This window comes from Psychrobacter glaciei, from assembly GCF_014652895.1.
Taxonomy (GTDB): domain Bacteria; phylum Pseudomonadota; class Gammaproteobacteria; order Pseudomonadales; family Moraxellaceae; genus Psychrobacter; species Psychrobacter glaciei.
Map to the genome: position 1 here is coordinate 1122644 of NZ_BMZR01000001.1, position 23538 is coordinate 1146181.

Sequence of the window (23538 nt, forward strand, 5' to 3'; positions counted from 1 at the left end):
TTTGACTTGGCAATCCTCACTACAGCTCCATTTCGACTGCGCCTCTAATACTGCTAAAACTCGGCTGTGTCATCGTGCCCACACTGGCGCACTCATGGTGCAGCGCGCGCTTTATCCTGAGCCTGACAGTACTGATAACAGTCAAACAGGGATTTGCCATATTTATGTTTTGTATCCTCCTGCTGGTATTGCCGATGATGACCGCTTGACGTTAGCATTTAATCTACAATCTAACAGTCACGCGGTGATTACCACCCCTGGAGCCGGAAAATGGTACGGACAACGCAAGTCATTGCGATCCTCTAAACCTAGCGACTCATCAAAATTTACCAACGGTACTCAAGCGACAAACAGCAACGACTCCGACCATCCCCTTTATGATAACTCCTGTTCCCATATTATCGACAATACTTTCAACAATACCGTCAGCGCAGAACAACATATCGACGCCCGCCTAGATGATTATGCTGTCCTTGAATGGCTACCACAAGAAAGCATTTATTACGATCATTCTATCTCTACTGCCAATAACCGCTTTTATTTGGCTAAAACGGCAAGTTTGCTGACTTGGGATATTGCGGTGTTCGGACGTCAAGCGTATCAAGAGACTTTTGCTAATGGTCATTATGCCAACCGCTTAGAGATATGGCGTGAGAGTAATTTATTGGTCAGTGAGTGCACCTCCCAGCAAGCCAATACGCGCTGGTTTACATCACCGTTAGGACTGAACAATCAACATGTGCATGGCTCTTTTTGGGCAATACCTAGTATAGAGGTCATTGCGCCAGAACTACAGAATAATCCGCTCAAGCTTGGTCAGTATTTAGATGCCACTATTACCGAGATACGCCAGCTCATTGATACGCAGTCACTACCTATTTATTGTACTCATAATTTTCAAGGTATTAATTGCCGTTATTTAGGGGCAGATGTGCGTGCCTGCTTTGAAGCTTTTTACCAAATTCGCGAGCTTATCAGGTCTAAATGGTATGCGCTTGAGCCTCATCGACCGAGAATTTGGGACACTTAGTATCATGTGCTCCCACTTAATCTCATCCCTGAACAATGCTGAACCAAACCAGAATGACTCTACTTAGTACATTTAACTTAGTACATTTACTTTATGAAGATTAAAAACGGTTAATAGCCTTTAAAGCACAATAATTATTAAGGAAGCTTTATGCAATTAAATCCTACAGAGAAAGATAAACTCTTACTATTTACAGCCGGTATGGTGGCGGAACGTCGTAAAAATCGTGGCGTCAAGCTTAATTATCCTGAGTCTATCGCTTATATCAGCATGCTACTGATGGAAGGCGCGCGTGATGGCAAAACCGTGGCGCAACTGATGAGTGAAGGAGCCACTTATCTCTCTGCCGATGACGTCATGGAAGGCATCGCAGAGATGATACATGATGTCCAAGTTGAAGCCACTTTCCCCGATGGCACTAAGCTGGTGACGGTACATAACCCCATCGTATAACTTGCTTGTGTATGGCGATGTCTCTGCTCTAGTAATAAATCGCACTAAGAAACGATGTAACCTACTAGTAAAATGGTATAAAACGAAAAACGCTTTAAAATTAAATTGTAGCTAATGCGATAAGACGATTAAGGATAATAAAAATGACGATGAAAGCAGGCGAATATAAGATTAAAGCAGGCGATATGGCATTGAATGCTGGTCGCTGCGTTCAAACCATAGCAGTAATCAATACAGGCGACCGCCCTATTCAAATCGGTTCTCATTATCACTTCTATGAAGTCAATGCAGCACTGAGCTTTGATCGAGAGTCGACGCTTGGCTATCGACTCAATATCCTATCTGGCACTGCGGTACGCTTTGAGCCGGGACAAACGCGCGAAGTGGAGCTGGTTGCCATCTCAGGTAGACAGCATATCTATGGTTTTGCGGGCAAAGTCATGGGCGTTGTAGACCCTAAAACCTCTCAGAATACCTCGAAAAAACGCATTGACCGACGTATCTATGCCGAACATTTTGGCCCTACCACAGGGGACAAAGTACGCTTGGCAGATACAAATTTATGGCTTGAGGTTGAGTATGATTTGACCAGTCATATTGATCACCAGCCTGATATTGATAGTGTTAGCATTGGTGAAGAGGTTAAATTTGGCGGCGGCAAGGTTATCCGCGATGGCATGGGTCAGTCACAGCTGCTGGGTGAGCAAGTTGCCGATACTATTATTACCAATGCTCTGATTGTGGACTACAGCGGTATCTATAAGGCAGATATCGCTATCAAAGAGGGTTGTATCAGTGGCATCGGTAAAGCTGGCAACCCTGATATTCAGCCTAACGTGACGTTACCTATTGGCGCTGCTACCGAAATTATCGCAGGAGAAGGTAAAATCTTGACTGCTGGCGGTATCGATAGTCATATTCATTTCATTGCACCGCAGCAATGTGAGACGGCATTGATGTCTGGTGTAACCACAATGTTAGGCGGTGGCACGGGGCCTGCTGAAGGCACTCTTGCCACTACTTGTACGCCTGGTGCCTATCATATCCACAGCATGCTAAAAGCCACTGATGCTATTCCGATGAATATCGGATTCTTGGGTAAAGGCAATGTTAGTCTACCTGCCCCCATTGTTGAGCAGATTGAAGCGGGTGCTATCGGGCTTAAGCTTCATGAAGACTGGGGCTCCACGCCCAAAGCCATTGATAACTGCCTTAGCGTGGCTGAAGAATATGATGTGCAAGTGGCTATTCATACTGATACGTTAAATGAAAGTGGCTATTTAGATAGCACTCTTGGCGCGTTTAAAGACCGTTGTATCCACACTTTCCATACCGAAGGCGCTGGCGGCGGTCATGCTCCAGATATCTTAAAAGCTATTGGCGAAACCAATGTTTTACCCTCATCAACCAACCCTACACGCCCTTTCACCATCAATACCATTGACGAGCATCTCGACATGCTCATGGTTTGTCACCACTTAAGCCCAGCCATTGCCGAAGATGTCGCTTTTGCAGAAAGCCGTATTCGTAAAGAAACCATTGCCGCTGAAGATATTTTACAAGATATGGGCGCCATCTCCATGATGAGTAGTGATTCGCAAGCCATGGGACGCGTGGGAGAAGTCATTATTCGCACATGGCAAACGGCTGATAAGATGAAAGCCCAGCGTGGTCACCTTGCTCCTGATCAATCAGCTAAAACCGAGCAGTCCTTAGACAATATCATGCTAAGTCCTACGGATTCTGATAGCGGCAATGACAACTTTCGTATCAAACGCTACCTCGCAAAATACACCATCAATCCTGCCATTACCCATGGCATTAGTGATGAAGTAGGATCACTGGAGTTGGGAAAATGGGCAGATTTAGTGTTGTGGTCGCCTGCATTTTTTGGTGTCAAGCCTGATTTAATTATAAAAGGCGGTTTGATTGCAGCGGCACCTATGGGTGACCCCAATGCTTCTATCTCTACCCCGCAGCCTGTGCACTATCGCAGCATGTTTGGCAGCTTCCCCAAGACAGTAGCGCAGACTTGCATCACCTTTATGTCAAGTGCGGCTATTGATAAGGGTGTTGATAGGCAATTAGGGTTAGAAAAGGTCATCAAAGCGGTACACAACATTCGCAAGGTACGCAAACAAGACATGAAGTTTAACAGCTACTGTCCTCAGATGGAGGTCAATCCTGAGACTTATGAAGTGTATGCCGATGGCGAACTACTGACCTGTGAGCCTGCCGAGCATCTGCCAATGGCACAGCGCTATTTTTTATTCTAGCTGCTTTTTATTGTCGTGCTGATAATTCCCCATCAGCTGTGAATAATCTACTTTAACGGACTATAAATATAATTATGAACATTTATACGCAACGCCTTGATCCATCAACCCTCAACTCTGAACAACAGGCGATTATTGATAGGCAAAAACAGGCAGAAAACTTTTTATATTTAGATTTCGATACCCGTCAGCGTAGCCGTTTTAAAGCAGAAACCCAGCATCAAGAATCCATTGGTGTTGATTTGCCACGTACGGAAACCATTAAGAATGGCAGTGTGCTAGCAGACTATCAAGGTAATTTAATACAGATTATGGCTGCCAAGCAAGCTTTAATCGAAGTGACTGCCGATAATGATTTTGACCTTATGAAAGGCGCTTACCATTTAGGCAACCGCCATGTGCCTTTAATGCTGACCCCTACTGCCCTCTACTTTGAGCCTGACCATGTTTTAGAAGCGATGTTACATCAACTTGGCCTACATACCCAAACCGTACAAGCGCCATTTGAGCCAGAGACGGGTGCCTATAAAGGCAATCAAGGCGGACTCTCTCACTCCCATGGTCATAATCATAGTCATCACAATCAAAACCATGACCATTCACACACCCACGGCAACTCTCATGACTAATCATGCCACGCACTCCCAGCATCCTGCTAGTACACCACAAGGTATGAATTATTTGAATCATGCAGATGTGACCGGACGTTTGCTCATGCTGGCGTCAAGCAACTTACCTATTGGCAGTTATACCTACTCGCAAGGCATAGAACCTGCTATTGAGTCAGGGCTTATTCATGATGAAAGCAGTAGCATGGATTTTATGAGTGATTATCTAGAGCTGGCATTATGTCGTTATGAGCTACCGCTACTAGCGCTCATTATTGAAGCCCTTATGATTGAGGACGTCGCACTTGCTGATGCTTTAGGTGCAGATTACCACGCTAGCCGCGAAACCAAAGAATTCGTCTATGAGTCAAGTCAATTGGCTCTGTCTTTATCCGCATGGCTTGATAATGTCCTTGAGCTCAATGTACCTGATAGCTTACTCGCCCATGGGTTTTTGCCACTATTTGCCCATATTAGCTCGCACTGGCAATTTAACCCTGTACAAGCCATGACCACTTACGCCTTTGGTCAAATCGAAAATATGGTGCTGGCTGCGGTCAAGACTGTACCGCTTGGACAAATGGCAGGACAGCGAATCATTTGGCAGCTGCAACAGCTACTAAGCCAACAAGTACAGCCACTGGCTGCTCGCGTCGAGCAAAGCTTTTTGTACGCTCAAAGGCTGCCGTTAATGGCAGATAGCTCTGACATAGCGATATCAAGGCTAAATCTACTTTATAAACAGTTACAAATATCCGCTAACCTACCAAATTTAGCGCTCCTGTCTTGCCAGCATGAAAGGCAATATAGCCGCCTATTTCGCTCTTAATCGCTGATAACCCAAACACTTATTGAGGAACTTTATTTATGGCACTGACACCCAAAGTCGAAAACAAACATTCAGACACGACGCTCTCTCCTCTACGCTTAGGTATTGGTGGCCCTGTAGGCTCAGGAAAAACGGCATTAACGCTGAGATTGTGTCAACGCCTACGCGATAACGTCAATATGGCAGTAGTGACCAATGATATATATACCAAAGAAGACTCTGAATTTTTAACGCGTCATGAGGCCATGCCAGCTGAGCGCATTCGCGGTGTCGAAACGGGCGGCTGCCCGCATACTGCCATCCGTGAAGATGCCTCGATTAACCTATCTGCCATCGCCGAATTACAGCAGCAGTTTGCAGGTCTTGAGCTTATTATCATCGAGTCTGGTGGCGATAATTTGGCAGCAACTTTTAGCCCTGAATTGTCCGACTTGACGCTATATGTCATTGATGTCTCGGCAGGCGATAAAATCCCTCGTAAAGGCGGCCCTGGTATCATGAAATCGGACTTGCTCATTATCAATAAAACCGACCTTGCCCCTTACGTAGGCGCGTCACTTGAGGTGATGGCACGTGATGCCAAAAAAATGCGCGGCGATAAGCCTGTGGTTTTTAGCAACATGAAAACGGGTGAAGGCGTTGATGACATCGTTGCTTTTATCCTTGATAAAGGCATGATAAACATAGCGTAAGACCATGCCTGTAATGCCACATGCTATGGCATAAATAGAGGTTCTGCAAACTACTGAATGATAAGCAGATTATCAGACAGTGATCATATCGATTAGCTTACACATTAAGGATTTATCATGACCATAAAAACCTCACAATCCATGACACGTAAAAACCTGACTAACAAAACGGCAATGGTCAGTGGCTTAGCACTGCTAACATGGTTGGCAACGCTACCGACACTGGCATTTGCTCACCCAGGCCATGGCTTGATAGTAGCAGAGGGCTCGTTTAGCAACTCAATGTTGTCTGGTATGTTGCACCCTTTGACTGGGTTCGACCATCTGATGCTAGCACTGGGCATGGGCTTGCTATTTACCCAAATGCACAGCTTCAAAAAAGGCTTTACCTCATTAGCCATTGGTTTGGTAGCAGGGTTTGCGTTGAGTTTAAGTGTGAGCCTTAACCGCACGTTTATTGAATTCGGTATCCTACTGTCTATCGTCTTATTAACCCTAGCACTTATGAGCCGCTACTTTAACCATGCACCGAATCAAAGCGACGAAGCATCAGTAAACACATGGCATAACTTAGCCATCGTTGGCTTTGGTGCACTCGCTATGTTCCATGGTGCGGCACATGCCATTGAAGTTCCTGCCAACAGTAATACTGCTGGCTTCTTTATCGGTATGATTGTTGCCATGCTAAGTCTATATACTGTCGGCAAAGGGGTTGCTACCTATCTAAACACTCACCTGCAAGACAGCTTGATTATTCAACGTGTTATAGCTGTTGTCGGTTTATGCGGTGTGCTGTTGAGTTAGTTTTGGCAGAATATTAGCAGCTTTATTAATCATCGCTTATCAATGCTAATAATCTATCATAATAATCTTCGATAACATTGACCTATGCTTTCAAATCTATAGACATTAACTTGGGAGATTTGCGTATTGTAGTTTCATAAAAACTTCCTCTATGATGGTAGGATAAAATTGGTTGAATTTTCTTATTAAGAATTGTAATGATGAGCGGTTACTTATCTAATCAAGCACGCCGCTAATATTAGGGTCTGTTGAACATTCAAATGTGGAACAGACCCTACATTTTTTAATTATTCAACGTATCACTATCAATACGACCATCAACCAAGTTAATCGTTCGATCACAGGATGCTGACAAGCGCGGATCATGAGTAACCAGCAATACTGCGCAATCACGTTCCTGATGGACTTTTCGGAAAAGCTCGAACACTTCTCCGGCCGTAACGGTATCCAGATTACCCGTAGGCTCATCGGCTAATAATAATGCAGGCTCAGTTATAAGCGCTCTAGCAATGGCGATACGCTGTTGCTGTCCACCTGAGAGCTCGTTAGGTTTGCTGTCAGCAAAGCGTTCTAGACCAACCGCTGCTAGCAGCTCGCGCGCTTTTTGAATAGCGAATTTATCTGGACGACCCTGTGTTAGCGTTAGAGGCATCAAGATATTATCTAAGGCACTGAAAGCTTGAATTAAATGATGAAACTGAAACACGAAGCCGATACTACTGCCGCGCAAAGCGGTGCGACCAGCATCATTCATAGCACTGGTTGCTTGACCCAACAGATACAGCTCACCGCTAGTTGGCTGATCCAATAGCCCTAGCACATTTAATAAAGTACTTTTACCTGAGCCTGAAGGACCAATCAGGGCTGCAAAATCATCAGTACCAATAGTTAAGTCAATACCGTGAAGCACCTCAATCTCATTAGGCTGACCGATGTTATAAGACTTTTTGAGCGCCTCTAAACGCAAGACTTCGTGAGATTGTCTGGACATAAGGGTTGACGTCTTATTAAGAAAATTAGTAGAACGGCTGTTAAGAGTGTCTGTGGAATCATTGTTAGACATAGCGAATAGCCACCACGGGATCAAGTGCCGCTGCTCGCCGCGCTGGAATAGCGGCGGCTATAATACCGGTTAGCGTTGCTAACGACATAGTCACTAAGATCAAGTTTATCGATATTGGGATCGTAAATATATTGGGTCCAAAGGTATTAAAAGACCATACCAATACATAGCTGACGCCACTACCGACAATCGAGCCTAACAAACCAAATACAGCCCCTTGAATCAAGAATATTCGCAAAATTTGCTGTCGGGTTGCACCCATTGCTCGTAGAATACCAATTTCTCGCGTACGCTGAACCACACTGACCGACAACACACTGGCAATGCCAAAAGCCACTGAGATCGCTACAAAACCTACGATCATGTTGCTAGATAGGCTTTGAGCAGTGAGACCACTCAGCAGTTGGGCATTGGTCTTTATCCAGCTTTCTGCTTGCAGCGAGGTCAAACGTCCAACTTGCGCAGCGATCTCCTCTGCTTCAAAGATGTCTTCAACAGTCAAATCAATAACGGTGATACCACCCGGCAAGTTTAGTAAGGACTGCGCTTGTTTTAGGTCTAGATAAACGTAGCGTGCATCGAGCTCTCGTACGCCAAGCTCGAATATACCAGCGATATTAACTACAGCGCTGTTGTTATTGAAATTATTATCGCGACTACTATCATCTTGACCGCTATCTAAGCGCAGTTTGCTACCGACTTCTACACCCAAGTTTTTAGCCAACTCACTGCCAATCAATACATTATCTGCGCTCACTCGTAGCTCGCCACTGATTAAATACTCACTGAGTGGTATGATTTTTTGATAGCGCTCCAGATCAGTACCGACTAGTATCACTGACTCTAATGCCTCACCACGCCGTACGAAACCAGGCCCAGATACGTTTGGTGACACTGCTGTTAAGAGAGGCAGCTGATCTAAAGTATCAGTGATTTGCTGCCAATTATTGATTGAACGCAGGCGCTGCGGACGCTTGTCCTCTTGTATCAGTTGTAGCGTATCATCAACAGGCGGCGCTATTAGGTTGACTTCATCTGGCGATACTAAGCGAATATGTGCCTGACTACCAAGGGTGCTATCAATAAGGTTGGTCTGCAATCCTTGAATCAATGCGGTGATAAATATAATAACCGCAACACCTATTGCCACTCCCAACGTAATCATCAGTGACTGTATTCGTCCCTCGCGCAAAAAACTGATGGCAATGTTTGCATCAATCCAAAATCTACCAAAAAAAGCCGTCAATTGACTGTCTCCACTGATTGGCTCTTATCATTTGCCGTCGTTATCTTGTCAGCATCAGTATTAGCAAAAGGGGCTGCTTGCTGAACGGTTCTAACTCGTGCGCCATCAGCTAGTGAGGCAGTGGCATCAACCAAGATCTCATCGCCTGCGCTTAAACCTGAGAGCACCTCTGATGCTGACAACCCACGCAATCCTAATCTCACTTGCTGGCGTTGTACTTGACCATTGCGTGATAGCAGAACGTCAGCATTGTCTTTTTTGACATTGGCTAACGCATCATTAGGAACCACCACCGCTTTTGCACGTCGATCCGTTTCGATATTTACTGATACCGTCATATCTTGACGCAAAAACTCAGGTATAGGATCGACAGCCAATCTCACTTCTACCGTACCACGCTGTGGATCTATGCTTGGCGCAATAAAGCTGATATGTACTGGGAATGGCTTATCAGGATAAGCATCAGCAATAGCGACCGCTTGTTGCTCAACTTCTAGGCTTGATAAATTACGCTCATCAAGCGGTACTCGTATCTCAGTATTACCATCGAGAGCGATAGTGAATAAGCTCTGACCCGGCTGTACTAACTCCCCTATCTCAACATTACGAGTCAAGATAGTGCCGGATACTTTGCTACGTACTTGCGTTTTATTGAGCTGCGCCTGCAATGCTGCGATACGGGCACGTAATAAGTCCTCCTCTACACCACCAGTGGATAATGCCTTTGCTTTGAGGCGGGCGTTTTCAAGGTCATTACGGGCTTGTTTTTGCACTTGGATTGCCTGCTCCATTTCTTCATCAGAAATGGCCGAGATGGCTGCTAACTCACGCCTCCGCTCGACATTACGGCTAGCTTGCGCCAATGCGACTTCGGCATTGGCCAAATCCACTGCTGCCTGTGGACGGTTACTACTGACCAGCTCTGCCAGTTCTGCTTCTGCTTGACGCACTTGAGCGGTAATTTCATCGGCGCTAAGAACTAGCAATAAATCACCAGCTGCTACTTGCTGACCTTCCTGTACCAGTCGTTCTAATACCACACCAGCCACTTCACTACCAATCTCAGTACGTGAGACTGCAACGATACGTCCAGTCGCTACTACCGTCTGTACCAAAGGCATAGAAGATAACTTATAGCTTGGTAACAGCGGTCCTTGCCACCAGCGAAACACTAAGAAACCTGCGACAGCTATGAGTAATAGTGCGCTAACAATAGATTTATAAGGAATAGCGCGCAATGAGTTTCTCCAGTTCATAGTAAAGAGCTATCTAAGTGTAGCACCTGCTAAATTTGATTATTATCAAATATTACCGGAAAGAATTACTTATCATAAATAAACTCAACCATCACCAAGATGTAATGGTCAACTAATTGAGGACCGACCCTAATATTTTTATAGAAATGAAGGTTGAATAATAAAGTAAATTGACTTAATAATAGGTCTATAAGTTTTAGAGATTTATCTAGCGACTTATATCCACTACTTTTAGGAAATGAATACAATGACGTATAAAAATGTAACGGTCGCTGGAAGCGGCATCCTAGGCTATCAAATTGCTTTTCAAGCCGCATTCCATGGCTTTAATGTCAGTGTCTATGACATTAATGATGAGGTTTTGGAAAAAGCAAAGTCAAAGTTTCCATTGATGAGCAAGGCATTTCGAAAAGATTTGGGAGCAACGCAAGAGCAGTTGGACAAGACCTTTGAAAATCTGAGCTATACCTCAGACCTAGCAGAAGCGGTCAAAGATGCCGATCTAATGATTGAAGCCATTCCCGAAATCCCTAAAATTAAAATCGAATTCTATGAAAAACTTGCCAAACTAGCGCCAGAGAAAACGATATTTGCTACCAATACCTCAACCTTACTCCCTAGCCAGTTTGCAGCATCAACGGGACGACCTGCTCAGTTTTTAGCCCTACATTTTGCCAATAAAATTTGGATGCATAATGTCGCTGAAATCATGGGACATCCTGGCACAGATCCTAAAGTATTTGATGATGTTGTTGCTTTTGCTACCGCCATTGGCATGGTGGCACTACCGCTGGATAAGGAGCAACCCGGCTATATAATGAACAGTTTATTAGCGCCTTTCATAGACGCAGGCCTGCAATTACTAGCCAAAGAAGTTGCCGATCCGCATACAATAGATAAGACGTGGATGATAGTGACTGGCGCGCCTGTAGGGCCATTTGGCATATTGGATACCATAGGTATCAATACGGCCTACAACATCACTAAACTAGCCGCTGAAACGACTCAAAACCCAGTCAGATTCAAGGCCGCTAAGTATCTAAAAGATTAGTTGATCGATCAAAACAAACTGGGTGCTGCGACTGGCGAAGGATTTTATACTTATCCAAACCCTGCCTTTATGAATCCTGATTTTTTAAAATGACAAATAGATTATAAATTCGGCTTTTACTCACCAGTTTGCCTTGCTCTGCAAGCTGGCTTATCAGCAATAGCTTTCTTTTCTCTCCGCAGCATAGTTTTTGATATTCCATCAAAAATAAATGATTTAGTTTACTAGGGTGTGTCTTCATTTTGAAAATGGTGATAAAAATGAGATAAATTGCAGCCAAGCAAGAAAAATAGTGCAGATAATATTGGGATATTGACCTGCTATTTGATGCAGTTTGGCAAGATTTAGCCATTTTTAGCCCATTTAGTCGCTTTCGTTCAGATTGAAGACACTCCCTAAACAAGATAACCTGTATCTACATTAACGACCTACCCACACTCTGTAGATATAATAAGGTGGCTGACCTTGATCGACAGTGCCAGTGAACTGTGGTGTTTTATGTAATTGATTGACTGCAACATATAACCATCCATTTGCATCTAAAGACACATTGTCAGGCCAATCGAATCGACTATCTCTTACCAACGATGTTAGCTGTCCTTTATTATCAAGCACATCTACGCCATTATCGTTTAAGTTGGTAAAGTAGTGGTTTCCGTGACTGTCTGTAGTCGCACCGTCAGATACGGGCTTGTCACCAACACGGACAATGCTATTGCTAATCTGTTCATCGCTGGCATTCGCTCTAAATAAGGTCGCGTCTAAGCTATACCAAGACTTACCATTCATCGCGCCAAAATAAATCGTATTATTATCGGCGGACATCGTGATCGGATTGATACCATTATTTGTCGGCTTCCCACCTAGCATGATATCCACGCCATTGATCACCATTTTTGCGTCAGCTTCGGGTTGTAAAGCGACGTGATTGCCAAAACGACGTATTTCATTGGTATTCATATCAATGGCAATAATAGCTGGATTGGGAATATCAGCCAAATAAATCCATCCGTTCTTTCTATCAACCACTAAATCTTGCACAAAGCTATTCTTTGGTGCGATGTCTGTAGGTATATCGATTTTGCTAATTAATGCACCGGTTTTAATATCAAAGCCCCAAACACGAGTTTTACCGACGTGCTGACCCATATCAACAATCCATAATCCACCTGCATCATCTTTGGTGATACCTAGTGGCGTATCAATGGTCGCTTCACTGTACTGACCTTTAGGTGATTGAAACTTATTTGAAGGCCAAGGCTTATAACTGTTGGCACCAGTCACTTCAAATAACTGCACCCCCTGTTCACCATCGTTCGGATGCACGGTAGAAAACACCCGACCATCGCTAGTAGCCATGACATTTCCTGGCCGAATAGGCAAACCGATTACTGTTTCTATCTGTCCCGATGTCGCCACTTCATTTTTTACTTGAGGAGCAGATATAGCTTCGCTCTTTAATAAACTACATCCTGCTAGGGCTATAGTGGCTAACCCAATAATAAAAATGTTTTTCATCGTTGATTCCCAAATATTTAAAGAGGCCTATGATAGCCTTTTTATCTATTAAACAATACGGGCTGCTTGGCTATGATTGATTACCCATCAGCTATTACCCCATTGCTCTTTATTTCAATGACAAATAAAGCGCTGGTACGTGTCAACATTGAGATTCAAAAAGCACAATTTTTTGCAGGTTTTATCTTCGATCGTTATTTAACCGACCCTATTTTCTCTGATAACGCTTTATCCATACTAAGAGAACCGCCACCTTGTACGGCTAAAGCAAGCAAAGCGACCATCAAGACTAAGGCGTATTCGTAACCACCATCAGCGGCAAATAAACCATTACTGATATGTACAGAGAAGATCGCAACTAACATCGTAAATGCAGCAACCAGTGCGGCAGGTCGTGTGAGTAAGCCCAAGACTAATGCAAGACCACCAAAGAACTCAGCGCCGCCTGCCAATATCGCCATTAGCAAACCAGGCTCCATACCCATGCTACTCAGCCATTGCGCAGTGCCTGCTAGCCCATTGCCACCGAACCAACCAAATAGCTTTTGCGCGCCATGGGCGGCCAAAATCAAACCTATTGGTACACGTAGTATTAGAGCAGCTGCACCAGCATTTGATAGTAAAGCCTTATGTAGTATTGACGTTTTCACTAATGATTACTCCATCATGTTTATTATTTAAAGTTATTCGATCTATTGGAATGAACACACTTTACTATCAATAAATTAAAAGAGTAAGATAGATAATATTGAATGATTAACAACAAAACATTTATAATTTCTTCGATGACTAACTGGTAGTAGGAAGTAATATGGACAGAATCGATGCGATGCGTACCTTTGTAGCGGTGGTGAACGAGGGCAGCTTTAGTAAGGCGGCAACTACTACACAGCTCTCACCACAACTGGTCAGCAAATATATTGCAAAACTAGAGGAGCAGCTACATACTCGCCTGCTCAATCGTACGACTCGTAAAGTAAGCGTGACTGAAGCTGGCAGCCAGTATTTTATCCATGCGCAGCAGATTTTATTGAGTATTGATGAAATGGAGGCGCAATTGGGCGGTTTACAGCAGCTCCCTAAAGGTATCTTACGAATCAGTGCGCCCGTCTCGTTCGCCTTAAAGCATATGGCAAAATTGGTCACTGACTTTCAAACACGTTACCCTTCAGTCACTGTTGATCTACAGCTAAGCGACCGAAAAGTCGATATTGTTGAAGAAGGGTTTGATGTTGCACTGCGTATTGGACAGCTTGAAAGCTCATCACTTATTGCTAAAAAAATCGCACCTATTCGTGTGGTTTTATGTGCATCACCCGACTATCTTAATATTCACGGTACACCTAAACGACTTGAGGATTTAGAAGCGCATCGCTATTTGCATTATAGCTATATGAATATAGACACTAAGGGACAAGTTTTCAAATACCTAAAAGCCAAACAACTCAAGGAAAGTAGTGTTTTTCGGAGTAACAATGGCGACGTATTGGTAGAGGCAGCCATCGAAGGCGCTGGATTGGTATTGCAACCGACCTTTATTGCTAGCAAAGCATTAAATGCTGGCAAGCTAGTCATAGTGCTACCTGAATATGAACCGACCCCTATCGGGTTATATGCCATCTATGCCCATAGAAAACTGCTACCTCACAAGATCAGGTGCTTTATTGATTTTATGGCAGACTATTATGGTACACCGCCATATTGGGATGAATGTATCAGCAGGAAATGATTAAAAACTTCAATGATCAACCACTGATTTATTAATACTTACGGTTGCCTTGAAAATTTGAACGCGAACAAGCAACTGAGAGATCTATATGTCAAAGAAAAATACTACTGTAATAGTAGAAAGACATCCGTATGAAGACTGTACCGTAGAAGTAGTAATCAAAATGCCAGTCCCTCAAATGTTCTGGCATTTTTTTATGTCATTCATGAAGTATTTAGCTTCTTATGTAAAACCCTATTGAACGAACGTTCAGGCAAAGTTATACTCATTTGTATTGTGCATGATGATGATTAGAGAGATCTAGTCGATATCCGTCGCTAAGGAAGCAGAAAAAGCTGCTTATATCACGATCATGCCACAGTCGCTTGGAAATTCTACGAGACCTAAACACAAAAGGATGTGTGTAAAATGGGTAATACTTTAAGCCAGATAACCGCTTTATTCGATCTATCTAACATGAGCACTGTGATCGAAAAATTTGCTCTTCTCCACTTATCGGAGAATCACAATGCATGATGGGATCATTCAACAAGAAGACCAAGGTCGCACGCCTCCCCTTAGACTAGGTGGATTACACTATGCTTGGATAGTAGCTGCCACAGGCGCTGTGGCAATGTTTTGCGGACTTGGCTTAGGACGATTTGCCTTTGGAATGCTGTTGCCATCTATGTCGGCTTCTTTGGAATTAAACTACACTCAAAGCGGCATATTGGGGTTTACTAACCTGATAGGCTATCTCGTCGCCGTTATTTTAAGTCCGCTCATCCTACCTCGATTTGGTACTCGAGCTACTGGGACGGCCAGCCTTCTCTTAATTGCTGCCTCCATGCTTGGTATGGCTTTTACCACAAGCTTTCCTCTACTATGCACACTTTATGTGCTCACTGGTATTGGTAGTGGCGGCGTGGTTTTACCTATGATGAGCGTCATGTCGCATTGGTTTTTTCCTTCGCACCGTGGTCTCGCTTTAGGACTGGTCATGGCTGGTCCTGGGTTTGGCATTATTTTGTCTGGCTTTGTCGTCCCAAAACTCCTGCCTGTTTCCACACTACTGTCTTGGCAGACAGGCTGGCTAATTTTTGCGGTTATCAATGTTGTGGTGGCTTGCCTTACTTTCACTTTGATTCGCAACCACCCAAACGATGTCAATCAAAGTCCCTTTGGGCGCACCCCAACCTTGCCTGTAAAGAATAAGAAAAAACTAGAGCGTAGCAATATCAAGCTGCTTGTGCATTTGGGCATTATATTTGCTATTTATGGCGCCACTTATATGGTCTACGTGACTTTTATCGTGACTAGCATGGTTGGCTCATATCAACTGAGCGAAGCGACTGCAGGTGGTATCTGGGCATGGATTGGGCTGCTTAGTGTCTTTTCAGGTATGCTCTTTGGCTGGATTTCTGACCACATTGGCAGACGTCTTGGGCTCGCTCTGGCTTTTTTCTTTCTGGCCATCGCTTATCTGCTGGTCGGATTGACCGATTGGACTTTAGGACTGTATATGTCCATCATTCTGTTTGGCTTGGTGGTCTGGAGCGTGCCTGTCATTATGGCAGCCTCCGCTGGCGATTATTTCGGACCTGCGGCGGCAGCAAGTGCTCTTGCAGCGCTGACTTTTGCTTTTTCGGGTGGGCAGGCGCTCGGACCAGTGGCAGCAGGTTATCTCGCAGAGCTTACCGGTGACTTTAGTATCAGTTATATGATGTCTGGCATTGCCGCTTTTGTCGCGATTGGACTCGCCTTATTATTACGACCACAAAAGTCTGTTTAATAAAAATTATCGCTACAGTTGACCTTAATAAAACAAATAATTGGTCAAAATACACTTGAACGGTCGTTCATTTATGTTTATTGTAGCTACGCGACGGACATCTAAATTCTTTTCACCCTTTAAGGATAGTATTATGATTAAATTTTATTTTCACCAAACGCCTAATCCAATGAAAGTGGCTTTGTATCTTATGGAGACAGGCCTCGCTTACGAGCTGATGCCGGTAGATACTTTGAAAGGTGAGCAACACACGCCTGAGTATCGCGCGATTAATCCAAACGGTAAAGCGCCCGCTATCGAAGACGATGGCCACCGAGTTTTTGATTCAACAGCTATTTTGATGTACTTAGCTGAAAAAACAGGCAAGCTTGCTGGAAAACCAGAAGACCGAGGCGAGATGCTGTCATGGCTAATGTTTGTCGCGACAGGCCTAGGTCCATTTTCTGGTCAATCAGTACACTTCAGACATAAAGCGCCTGAAAAAAACCCTTATGCGATCAATCGTTACCTTCGTGAAGCAGAGCGTCATTACGAAGTGCTGGATAAGCACATGGAAGGCCGTGACTACTTGGTTGGAGACACCTACTCTATTGCGGATATCTCTGCTTGGGGCTGGGTTGATAAGGCCGCCTTTGTATTGGGCGAGGCAGGGTTAGACAATTACCCGAATCTCAAACGTTGGTTTGCTAGTATAAACACTCGTCCTGCGGTTGATAAAGCTCGCAATATCGCCAAAGACATTGAGTTCAAATCAGATTTTGATGACGTAGCTGCACGCGCCTTATATCCACAAAACTTCGCCAAAGATATTAAATAACCTCGAATATAAAAACAGGAATAATAAAAATGGAAAACCAATACGTACCTCCCAAAATCTGGACGCATGATGCAGAGAGTGGCGGTAAATGGGCCAGTGTGAATCGCCCCGTTTCCGGTGCTACCCATGAGAAAGAATTACCAGTCGGCAAGCATGATTTGCAGCTATATTCGATGGGCACGCCCAACGGTCAAAAAGTCACCATCATGCTAGAGGAGCTACTAGCGCTAGGCAAAGATGCAGAATACGACGCCCATATGATTAATATTGGCGACGGCGATCAGTTTTCATCAGGCTTTGTCGATATCAACCCCAACTCAAAAATCCCAGCGTTCGTTGATCGCTCTGTCTCAGAGACTGAAATGGTATTTGAGTCGGCATCTATTTTGCTTTACCTTGCTGAAAAGTTTGATACATTACTACCTAAAGCAGGCAGCAAACGCACCCAAGTCTTTAACTGGCTATTTTGGTTACATGGTTCTGCCCCATACTTGGGCGGCGGTTTTGGGCATTTTTATGCTTATGCGCCCGAAAAATTTGAATATGCCATCAATCGCTTTACCATGGAAACCAAGCGCCAGTTGGACGTGCTTGATAAGCAATTGGCAAAAAATGAATTTATTGCCGGTGATGAGTATAGTATCACCGATATTGCTACTTGGCCTTGGTATGGCAACTTGGTGTTGGGCAATCAGTATGAGGCAAAAGACTTTTTGCAAGTCGATGATTACACCCATGTGCAGCGTTGGGCAAAAGCTATCTTAGCGCGTCCCGCAGTACAACGTGGTCGTATCGTCAACCGCACGTGGGGCGAAGCATGGGAACAACTGGAAAACCGTCACAGTGCGACAGATATCGATAAAGTGTTGGCACTAAAACCGGAGTAACTGGTTAGCACCAATACAGTGCTGCTAGGATAATTTTTTATCGCCTCTGTCGGCGTAGGCACATAGGCACAGCACGCAAGAAACAGTTATCCTAGTAACACGTTATAATGGTTATGCTTTTGTAGTTTGAGATTAACTCTACCAATAATACTTGGTTTTCCAAAATTTAAGATAACAGTTTTATAAAACAATAGCTTTTAAGGTGAACATGATGAGTGAACAAGCGAAGTTTAATCGTGATGACGTAATCGAAAAAGCCAAAAATCTTTATTGGGAAAAAGGCTACCACGCCACCTCCATGAGAAACTTACAGGAGGTCATGGACATGCGCCCTGGTAGTCTTTACGCCGCCTTTGGTAACAAGGACAATTTGTTTAAAGAAGCCTTAAACCGCTATGCTGAGCAAGGGGCGGTCAATCTTACCAATGGCATTGCGCAAGAAAAAACCGTCCTAGCTGGCCTCAAGCGGTTTGTCCGTAGTGTGACTATCTGTAGCAAAGGCACTGCACCCAGCGGCATGTGCATGGTGGTCAAAACCATCGCGGAGCTCACACAAAACGACAGCCCAGAGTTACTGGCTTACGCGACAAGCATTTTAGAACGTGTGGAGACCTCTTTTGTTAGAGCCTTTGAGCAAGCCATCGATAACTGTGAAATAAGCAGTGATAAAGATCCAAACGAACTGGCGCGCTACTTCCAAATTCAACTCATCGGTTTGAGGACTTATGCACAAGTAAGTAATGATACAGAAGCGGTAGACAGATATATTGATGGTATATTCGAACAGTTTTTATAAGATGATTTTTGTTAGGTATTATTCAAATCTACATGGATGTTATCTGTGAAAATAAATCAGCACACCTTTGATTTAAATGTACGCCTCTTTGATACCTGAATGCGTAAGCCATATTTAGCGGCCATTATTTCAGACAAAACATAGGCTGAGGATGTGGCAGGTCAAATGGCAAATGGTTTTTTTGCTCAATACCGTTAAAATATTCGCTATTCTCACTCAGTTTGAGATGGCAATATCGCCTCGCCTTACGCTAATAAATTACGCCATAAAAAAGACAGCCTAGGCTGTCTTTTTTATGGCGTATTATTCTATAGTCAAGGAATTTTAGAATCACTACAAGGCGACCGACCGCAGATAGTACATTGAGTACATCTAGGACGGGTAACACCATAGCGGTTTAAAAGTGCTCTGACTATATAAGTGAGAATAAGCAAAATACTGCTTTGGTCGAGTGCCATCCGCAGGGCTGTGCGCGCCATGGAAATAGAATTTAAAAAAGTTTAGGCCATAAATCGCCAAAAAAAATGTAGTTTGATTGTCATCGTCAGGGCGCATAACTAAAACGTCATTGTTTGTTTATAAAACTTGATAGCAGGCATTAGCTGTAAAATTAGCGCAAATGGCTTTACTGTTTTAAGAGTAAAATTACTTAATATTCAGTGAGTTATGACTCATAATCTAGCGTTCTTTATACCTGTTATTTTTTTATTTATTACTTAAATTTAACACAATGTAATAATTATGTGATATAAAAAATCCTACATACGGAAATGTTGCCGGTCTAGCCGGAAATGGAGATTTAAATGCGACTGAATAAGCTTTCGATGGCCGTTCATGCGGCTGCTATTTTTGCAGCTAGCATTGCTTTGACAGGATGTTTTTCTGATGATGACAATAATATTACTAGCACACCTTCGGTAATTGAGCCTTGTTCCTCGGTACTTAATGCTATTCAAGTAAATGATATGTGTGTATCGACCACAACTGTATCGAGTCCTGCCAAAGCAGCACAAACCCCTGGTACGGCAGGCGTAGTCGTCACTAATCACAAACTCATCACTCATTTAGGTGCAAACGCTGATCTCAACCAAGCGCGCTACACTCGTTACGCACTCGCTGATCAAGACAATCAACAGCCCGACGCTATTCTAGTTGCCGTACCCGGCACACTAGGCTCAGCGCACAATTATTTCCGGCTGGCTGAAAACCTTATGATAAAGGCGAAGGCTGCTGGAATGACAGTCGAGGTATGGGGTTTTGATCGTCGCTCTACATTACTTGAGGACACAGCTGGTCTGGATATTGCTGAAAAAAATAGAGATGTTAAGATCGCTTTAGACTCTCTTTTTGGTGGTGAGCTGGATCTAGATCTGAGTCCTGAGTTGAATCGTCGTGCTGAATTTTATGAGCAAAATGACGTTCCTTTTATGGTGAATTGGACGCCTCAAGTTCATTCACAAGATATTAATGTGGTGGTCGAGTTGGCACGAGAAGCGGCGCGTAGTGGCAACGTCTTTTTAGCAGGTCATTCTGCTGGTACGGGATTTGTAGCACGTTATGCGGCGACTGATTTTAATTTTAGTGGTATGGGTGCTGAAGAGCCCGGTTACGCTAAGCTGCGAGGACTGGTACTACTGGAAGGTTCAGGTGGCGCGCTAGCAGGTGAGCCTCCTTCTGATACCCAGTTAGATGCTGTGGAAGCTGCTGCTGATGGTGGACTTTATGCAGCAGCGCAAGCAGGTCGAATAAGCTCATATATTGCTTTACCAGGCCTAAGTCCGCGGCTAGTGGCATCGACTGAAGTATTGGGTATGCAAATGGTATTTGAGGATACGATTAATGGCACCCAGAATATACTACAACAAGGTTTCGGTGCAGATCGCAATGGCAAAACAAATAGTGTCTATCAGCAGGTAGAAGGCCTTGTCGATCGTCCTGTGCCAGTGACCGCTGGCGCTGCTGTAGGTACTTTTCAGGATGATGATAATATCCTCACACCAGCATTCATTCAACTATCAATGGGTATCATTGGCAATTCAAATGCTGATGGCGTGTTCACATGGTTAGATAACGATCAGCCCTTGCCAAGTTCAGTCTTTGTTGACAATGGGCCTGCGCCGACCATGCTATCGAATCAGTCTTTGATTTGGGGTGTTGAGGCAGAGCCAACCAATCTGAAGCGCATCGCACCATCGTTCTTTGTCGGTGGTACTAACTACAGTGATTGGTATTATCCTAGTACTGGTTTGCTACTTGCTAACAACGCGGCGGCAGGTGGTGCAAATTTAGGGCTCGATACCAGTAGATTATCATTACCAATAGCCCAAGGTGGACGGGGCCGATCAGATATTGTCAATCAAACTCAAGCCCGTAAGATTGATGTGCCGGTGATTGGTTTTGGTGGTACTAACGGTCTGACACCTGTATCGGGGCTCTGGCGTAGCTTTGCCAATGCAATCGCGCCTTGTGTCACAATGACGTGTAATGGGACACCAAGAATGTTGTCTGGCGCGGCAGATTTAAGCGCATTTCCAACTTATGGTGGGTCAGAAGGTGGCTTTGAAGTATATATGAGTGAAGGCTATGCACATAACGATATACTTTCCGCTGACGACGATGCCAACAACAATGTGATTGATCCGTTGCTCGCGTTTATCAAACGCAATGCTCAGTAATTGATTCACTGCAACAATAGAAAGGCCACCTTTGAGTGGCCTTTCTATTGTTCTTTCTGTGGTTCAAGCTCGCTTAACAAAAGCTGTTTTTGCTACCAAAATAGTTATAGCTTAAATTCTCTTTGTGATAGCAGGGTAACTAACAGAGTCAAAACTCCAGTCTAAAGGCTATAGTCAGGTCAATGTAAAAAAGAGACAGCATGACATCATAGGTCAATAAAAAATCAATGTCAGCTATCGAAACCGCCTTAGGTAATACCACCTATACGAATATTAAATGCCTACCTGTCTAAATAGGAACGCCCGATAGGTCTAAAATAGGCTGTCCGTATTCAACGTTCTGACCATTTTCAACCAAAACTGCCGTGACCACACCTTCTTTATTACTAATCACTGGCTGCAAACGAGTCAACTCATCAATGAAGCAAATGGTCTGACCTTTTTGAATGTGGTCGCCTTCTTTGACTAGATCGTCTGTTGCATCGTCTTCACTTAAGTAGACCTGCCCTACATAAGTGGCACCTACTTGCAAGACATCACTACCAGTCTGTTCAGGCTCATGAGTAGGCGTGGCCTCTATAGGATTAGCGCTAACATTATTCTGCGCACCTAGATTATTAACCACCGTAATAGATTGCCCGTTGTCTGCAATCGTGACTTCGTGCAGCTGACTGCTTTCAACCAGTTTGACCACACGTGCTATTTGCTCTATATCCATAATACATTCCTTCTCTTAATTTTTTAACTCATGCCCAGATATTTAGCAATGGTCATGACACTTAGGATACTCATCACGATGGCGATTAACCAACCAAATACCGCAATCCAAATAGGATGCTTATAATTGCCAACGATGTTTTTTCTGTAGGCGGCAATCAGGATGATGACCATGGCGATAGGTAATACCAAACCATTTAGCGTACCGACCAATACCAGTACTTGGGCCGGTTTACCGATAGTGGCAAACACCATTGTCGAGATCACGATGAAACCAATAATGAAGTAGCGTTTGTGCTTTTCAATGAATGGATGGAAATTGGTCATAAAAGATACAGAGGTATAAGCAGCACCAATAACCGAGGTCACAGAAGCCGCCCAAATCACCATACCAAAAATAACTTTACCCGCATTTCCTAAAATGTACTGAAACGGCGACATGGCTGGGTTGGCGGGATCCAATGCAAAGCCTTGAGATACCACGCCTAATACGGCAAGGAATAAAAATACGCGAATAACAGAGGCAATCAAAATACCAGAGACCGAGCTTCTGGTCACTGATTTTAAATTCTCTTCTCCGCTCACGCCTGCTTCTAATAAGCGATGCGCACCTGAAAAGGTAATATAACCACCAACCGTACCGCCGACTAGCGTTACGATAGCGACTGCATCAATTTTGTCAGGCATGATGGTTTTGCTGACGGCTTCTGCTAATGGCGGATCAGATTTAAAGACCACATAAATGACCAATACAATCAGGATAAAGCCCATTAATTGAGCGAACTTATCCATCATAGGCCCAGTTTCTCGGCCTAAAAATATGGCGACGGCAATCACACCACTGATCAGGGCGCCTGTAATGGGTGACATGTTGAACATGGACTGCATGCCAAGTCCGGCACCGCCAATATTACCAATATTAAAAGCCAGACCACCCGCAATGATTAAGAACGCGAGCAAGTAACCGACACCAGGAAACACCAAGTTGGCGATTTCCTGTGCACGTTTTTTGGAGACCGCGACTACGCGCCAAACGTTAAGCTGGACGCCGATGTCCATAACAATAGATATTAAGATAACAAAACCGAAACTTGCCATTAGGCTTTCGGTGAATGTGGCCGTTTGGGTCAAAAACCCTGGCCCTACTGCTGATGTAGCCATCAGGAAGGCAGCGCCTAAAATGGCGGTATTATGTTTTTTTATAGTGCTCATAAACATCCTTGTGCTATATGGGATTATTTAATCAAATGATTAGGGCGTGTCCTCATTTTAAAAATGGTGGTAAAAATGAGATAAACTGCAGTCAAACAAGAAAAGTAG

At 44.0% G+C, this 23538-nt stretch carries 21 protein-coding genes; 14 read left to right on the top strand and 7 right to left on the bottom strand.

Annotated elements, in window-relative coordinates:
- Position 1: 1 nt before the first annotated feature.
- The 7 genes from IE130_RS04555 (at position 2) to IE130_RS04585 (ending at position 6692) form a co-directional block, all read left to right on the top strand.
- Positions 2–1030, top strand: a complete 1029-nt coding sequence (locus tag IE130_RS04555) for an urease accessory protein UreD (protein WP_189582272.1) — start codon at positions 2–4, stop codon at positions 1028–1030.
- A gap of 150 nt (positions 1031–1180) precedes the next feature.
- On the top strand, positions 1181–1483 hold the full coding sequence (ureA, locus tag IE130_RS04560; RefSeq protein WP_010200554.1) for an urease subunit gamma: 303 nt from the start codon (positions 1181–1183) through the stop codon (positions 1481–1483).
- A 143-nt stretch (positions 1484–1626) separates the two neighbouring features.
- Positions 1627–3759, top strand: a complete 2133-nt coding sequence (gene ureC / locus IE130_RS04565) for an urease subunit alpha (RefSeq protein ID WP_189582275.1) — start codon at positions 1627–1629, stop codon at positions 3757–3759.
- 74 nt (positions 3760–3833) lie between these two features.
- Positions 3834–4388 (top strand): urease accessory protein UreE, encoded by a 555-nt coding sequence (gene ureE, locus IE130_RS04570; protein ID WP_189582279.1) that lies wholly within the window; start codon positions 3834–3836, stop codon positions 4386–4388.
- A complete protein-coding gene (locus IE130_RS04575) occupies positions 4381–5196 on the top strand; it encodes an urease accessory protein UreF (RefSeq protein ID WP_189582282.1) in 816 nt (271 codons plus the stop codon). The genes ureE and IE130_RS04575 overlap by 8 nt, the downstream gene beginning before the upstream one ends.
- 38 nt (positions 5197–5234) lie before the next feature.
- On the top strand, positions 5235–5888 hold the full coding sequence (gene ureG / locus IE130_RS04580; RefSeq protein WP_189582284.1) for an urease accessory protein UreG: 654 nt from the start codon (positions 5235–5237) through the stop codon (positions 5886–5888).
- 117 nt (positions 5889–6005) lie between these two features.
- Positions 6006–6692: a HupE/UreJ family protein gene (locus IE130_RS04585; protein ID WP_189582287.1), complete on the top strand. Its 687-nt coding sequence runs from the start codon at positions 6006–6008 to the stop codon at positions 6690–6692.
- 283 nt (positions 6693–6975) lie between these two features.
- Here the strand turns inward: IE130_RS04585 and IE130_RS04590 are convergent, their stop codons facing one another.
- The 3 genes from IE130_RS04590 to IE130_RS04600 all read right to left on the bottom strand — a co-directional run bounded on the left by IE130_RS04590 (position 6976) and on the right by IE130_RS04600 (position 10239).
- Positions 6976–7683 (bottom strand): ABC transporter ATP-binding protein, encoded by a 708-nt coding sequence (locus IE130_RS04590; RefSeq protein WP_189582290.1) that lies wholly within the window; start codon positions 7681–7683, stop codon positions 6976–6978.
- Positions 7684–7747: 64 nt separating this feature from the next.
- A complete protein-coding gene (locus tag IE130_RS04595; protein WP_227676125.1) occupies positions 7748–9001 on the bottom strand; it encodes an ABC transporter permease in 1254 nt (417 codons plus the stop codon).
- Positions 8998–10239, bottom strand: coding sequence for an efflux RND transporter periplasmic adaptor subunit (locus IE130_RS04600; protein ID WP_189582590.1), 1242 nt, complete (start codon positions 10237–10239; stop codon positions 8998–9000). The genes IE130_RS04595 and IE130_RS04600 overlap by 4 nt, the downstream gene beginning before the upstream one ends.
- 265 nt (positions 10240–10504) lie before the next feature.
- Here IE130_RS04600 and IE130_RS04605 point away from each other — a divergent pair, with 265 nt between their 5' ends.
- Positions 10505–11308, top strand: a complete 804-nt coding sequence (locus IE130_RS04605) for a 3-hydroxyacyl-CoA dehydrogenase (protein ID WP_264997165.1) — start codon at positions 10505–10507, stop codon at positions 11306–11308.
- Positions 11309–11728: 420 nt separating this feature from the next.
- Here the strand turns inward: IE130_RS04605 and IE130_RS04610 are convergent, their stop codons facing one another.
- Positions 11729–12826, bottom strand: coding sequence for an L-dopachrome tautomerase-related protein (locus tag IE130_RS04610; RefSeq protein WP_189582293.1), 1098 nt, complete (start codon positions 12824–12826; stop codon positions 11729–11731).
- 194 nt (positions 12827–13020) lie between these two features.
- A complete protein-coding gene (locus IE130_RS04615) occupies positions 13021–13476 on the bottom strand; it encodes a DoxX family protein (protein ID WP_189582296.1) in 456 nt (151 codons plus the stop codon).
- Positions 13477–13637: 161 nt separating this feature from the next.
- Here IE130_RS04615 and IE130_RS04620 point away from each other — a divergent pair, with 161 nt between their 5' ends.
- The 6 genes from IE130_RS04620 (at position 13638) to IE130_RS04645 (ending at position 21501) form a co-directional block, all read left to right on the top strand.
- The gene (locus IE130_RS04620; protein WP_189582299.1) at positions 13638–14555 is read left to right on the top strand and encodes a LysR family transcriptional regulator; all 918 of its coding nucleotides are present in this window, start codon (positions 13638–13640) and stop codon (positions 14553–14555) included.
- Positions 14556–15063: 508 nt separating this feature from the next.
- Positions 15064–16326: an MFS transporter gene (locus tag IE130_RS04625; RefSeq protein WP_189582302.1), complete on the top strand. Its 1263-nt coding sequence runs from the start codon at positions 15064–15066 to the stop codon at positions 16324–16326.
- A 133-nt stretch (positions 16327–16459) separates the two neighbouring features.
- A complete protein-coding gene (locus IE130_RS04630; RefSeq protein ID WP_189582305.1) occupies positions 16460–17143 on the top strand; it encodes a glutathione S-transferase family protein in 684 nt (227 codons plus the stop codon).
- Positions 17144–17172: 29 nt separating this feature from the next.
- Positions 17173–18030, top strand: a complete 858-nt coding sequence (gene yghU / locus IE130_RS04635) for a glutathione-dependent disulfide-bond oxidoreductase (RefSeq protein WP_189582308.1) — start codon at positions 17173–17175, stop codon at positions 18028–18030.
- A 211-nt stretch (positions 18031–18241) separates the two neighbouring features.
- On the top strand, positions 18242–18826 hold the full coding sequence (locus IE130_RS04640) for a TetR/AcrR family transcriptional regulator (protein WP_189582311.1): 585 nt from the start codon (positions 18242–18244) through the stop codon (positions 18824–18826).
- A gap of 803 nt (positions 18827–19629) precedes the next feature.
- Entirely contained in the window at positions 19630–21501 is a 1872-nt protein-coding gene (locus IE130_RS04645) for a hypothetical protein (RefSeq protein WP_189582314.1), read from the top strand.
- A 289-nt stretch (positions 21502–21790) separates the two neighbouring features.
- On the opposite strand, the gene IE130_RS04650 is transcribed toward IE130_RS04645, so the two are convergent.
- Entirely contained in the window at positions 21791–22219 is a 429-nt protein-coding gene (locus IE130_RS04650) for an acetyl-CoA carboxylase biotin carboxyl carrier protein (RefSeq protein WP_189582317.1), read from the bottom strand.
- Between the two features lie 23 nt (positions 22220–22242).
- Entirely contained in the window at positions 22243–23430 is a 1188-nt protein-coding gene (locus IE130_RS04655; protein ID WP_110923445.1) for an NRAMP family divalent metal transporter, read from the bottom strand.
- Positions 23431–23538: the final 108 nt, after the last annotated feature.

Coding starts and splice junctions, on each gene's coding strand:
- ureA (WP_010200554.1), top strand. CDS start 1,181: ATGCAATTAAATCCTACAGAGAAAGATAAACTCTTACTATTTACAGCC.
- ureC (WP_189582275.1), top strand. CDS start 1,627: ATGACGATGAAAGCAGGCGAATATAAGATTAAAGCAGGCGATATGGCA.
- ureE (WP_189582279.1), top strand. CDS start 3,834: ATGAACATTTATACGCAACGCCTTGATCCATCAACCCTCAACTCTGAA.
- IE130_RS04575 (WP_189582282.1), top strand. CDS start 4,381: ATGACTAATCATGCCACGCACTCCCAGCATCCTGCTAGTACACCACAA.
- ureG (WP_189582284.1), top strand. CDS start 5,235: ATGGCACTGACACCCAAAGTCGAAAACAAACATTCAGACACGACGCTC.
- IE130_RS04585 (WP_189582287.1), top strand. CDS start 6,006: ATGACCATAAAAACCTCACAATCCATGACACGTAAAAACCTGACTAAC.
- IE130_RS04590 (WP_189582290.1), bottom strand. CDS start 7,683: ATGTCCAGACAATCTCACGAAGTCTTGCGTTTAGAGGCGCTCAAAAAG.
- IE130_RS04605 (WP_264997165.1), top strand. CDS start 10,505: ATGACGTATAAAAATGTAACGGTCGCTGGAAGCGGCATCCTAGGCTAT.
- IE130_RS04610 (WP_189582293.1), bottom strand. CDS start 12,826: ATGAAAAACATTTTTATTATTGGGTTAGCCACTATAGCCCTAGCAGGA.
- IE130_RS04620 (WP_189582299.1), top strand. CDS start 13,638: ATGGACAGAATCGATGCGATGCGTACCTTTGTAGCGGTGGTGAACGAG.
- IE130_RS04625 (WP_189582302.1), top strand. CDS start 15,064: ATGCATGATGGGATCATTCAACAAGAAGACCAAGGTCGCACGCCTCCC.
- IE130_RS04630 (WP_189582305.1), top strand. CDS start 16,460: ATGATTAAATTTTATTTTCACCAAACGCCTAATCCAATGAAAGTGGCT.
- yghU (WP_189582308.1), top strand. CDS start 17,173: ATGGAAAACCAATACGTACCTCCCAAAATCTGGACGCATGATGCAGAG.
- IE130_RS04640 (WP_189582311.1), top strand. CDS start 18,242: ATGAGTGAACAAGCGAAGTTTAATCGTGATGACGTAATCGAAAAAGCC.
- IE130_RS04645 (WP_189582314.1), top strand. CDS start 19,630: ATGCGACTGAATAAGCTTTCGATGGCCGTTCATGCGGCTGCTATTTTT.
- IE130_RS04650 (WP_189582317.1), bottom strand. CDS start 22,219: ATGGATATAGAGCAAATAGCACGTGTGGTCAAACTGGTTGAAAGCAGT.
- IE130_RS04655 (WP_110923445.1), bottom strand. CDS start 23,430: ATGAGCACTATAAAAAAACATAATACCGCCATTTTAGGCGCTGCCTTC.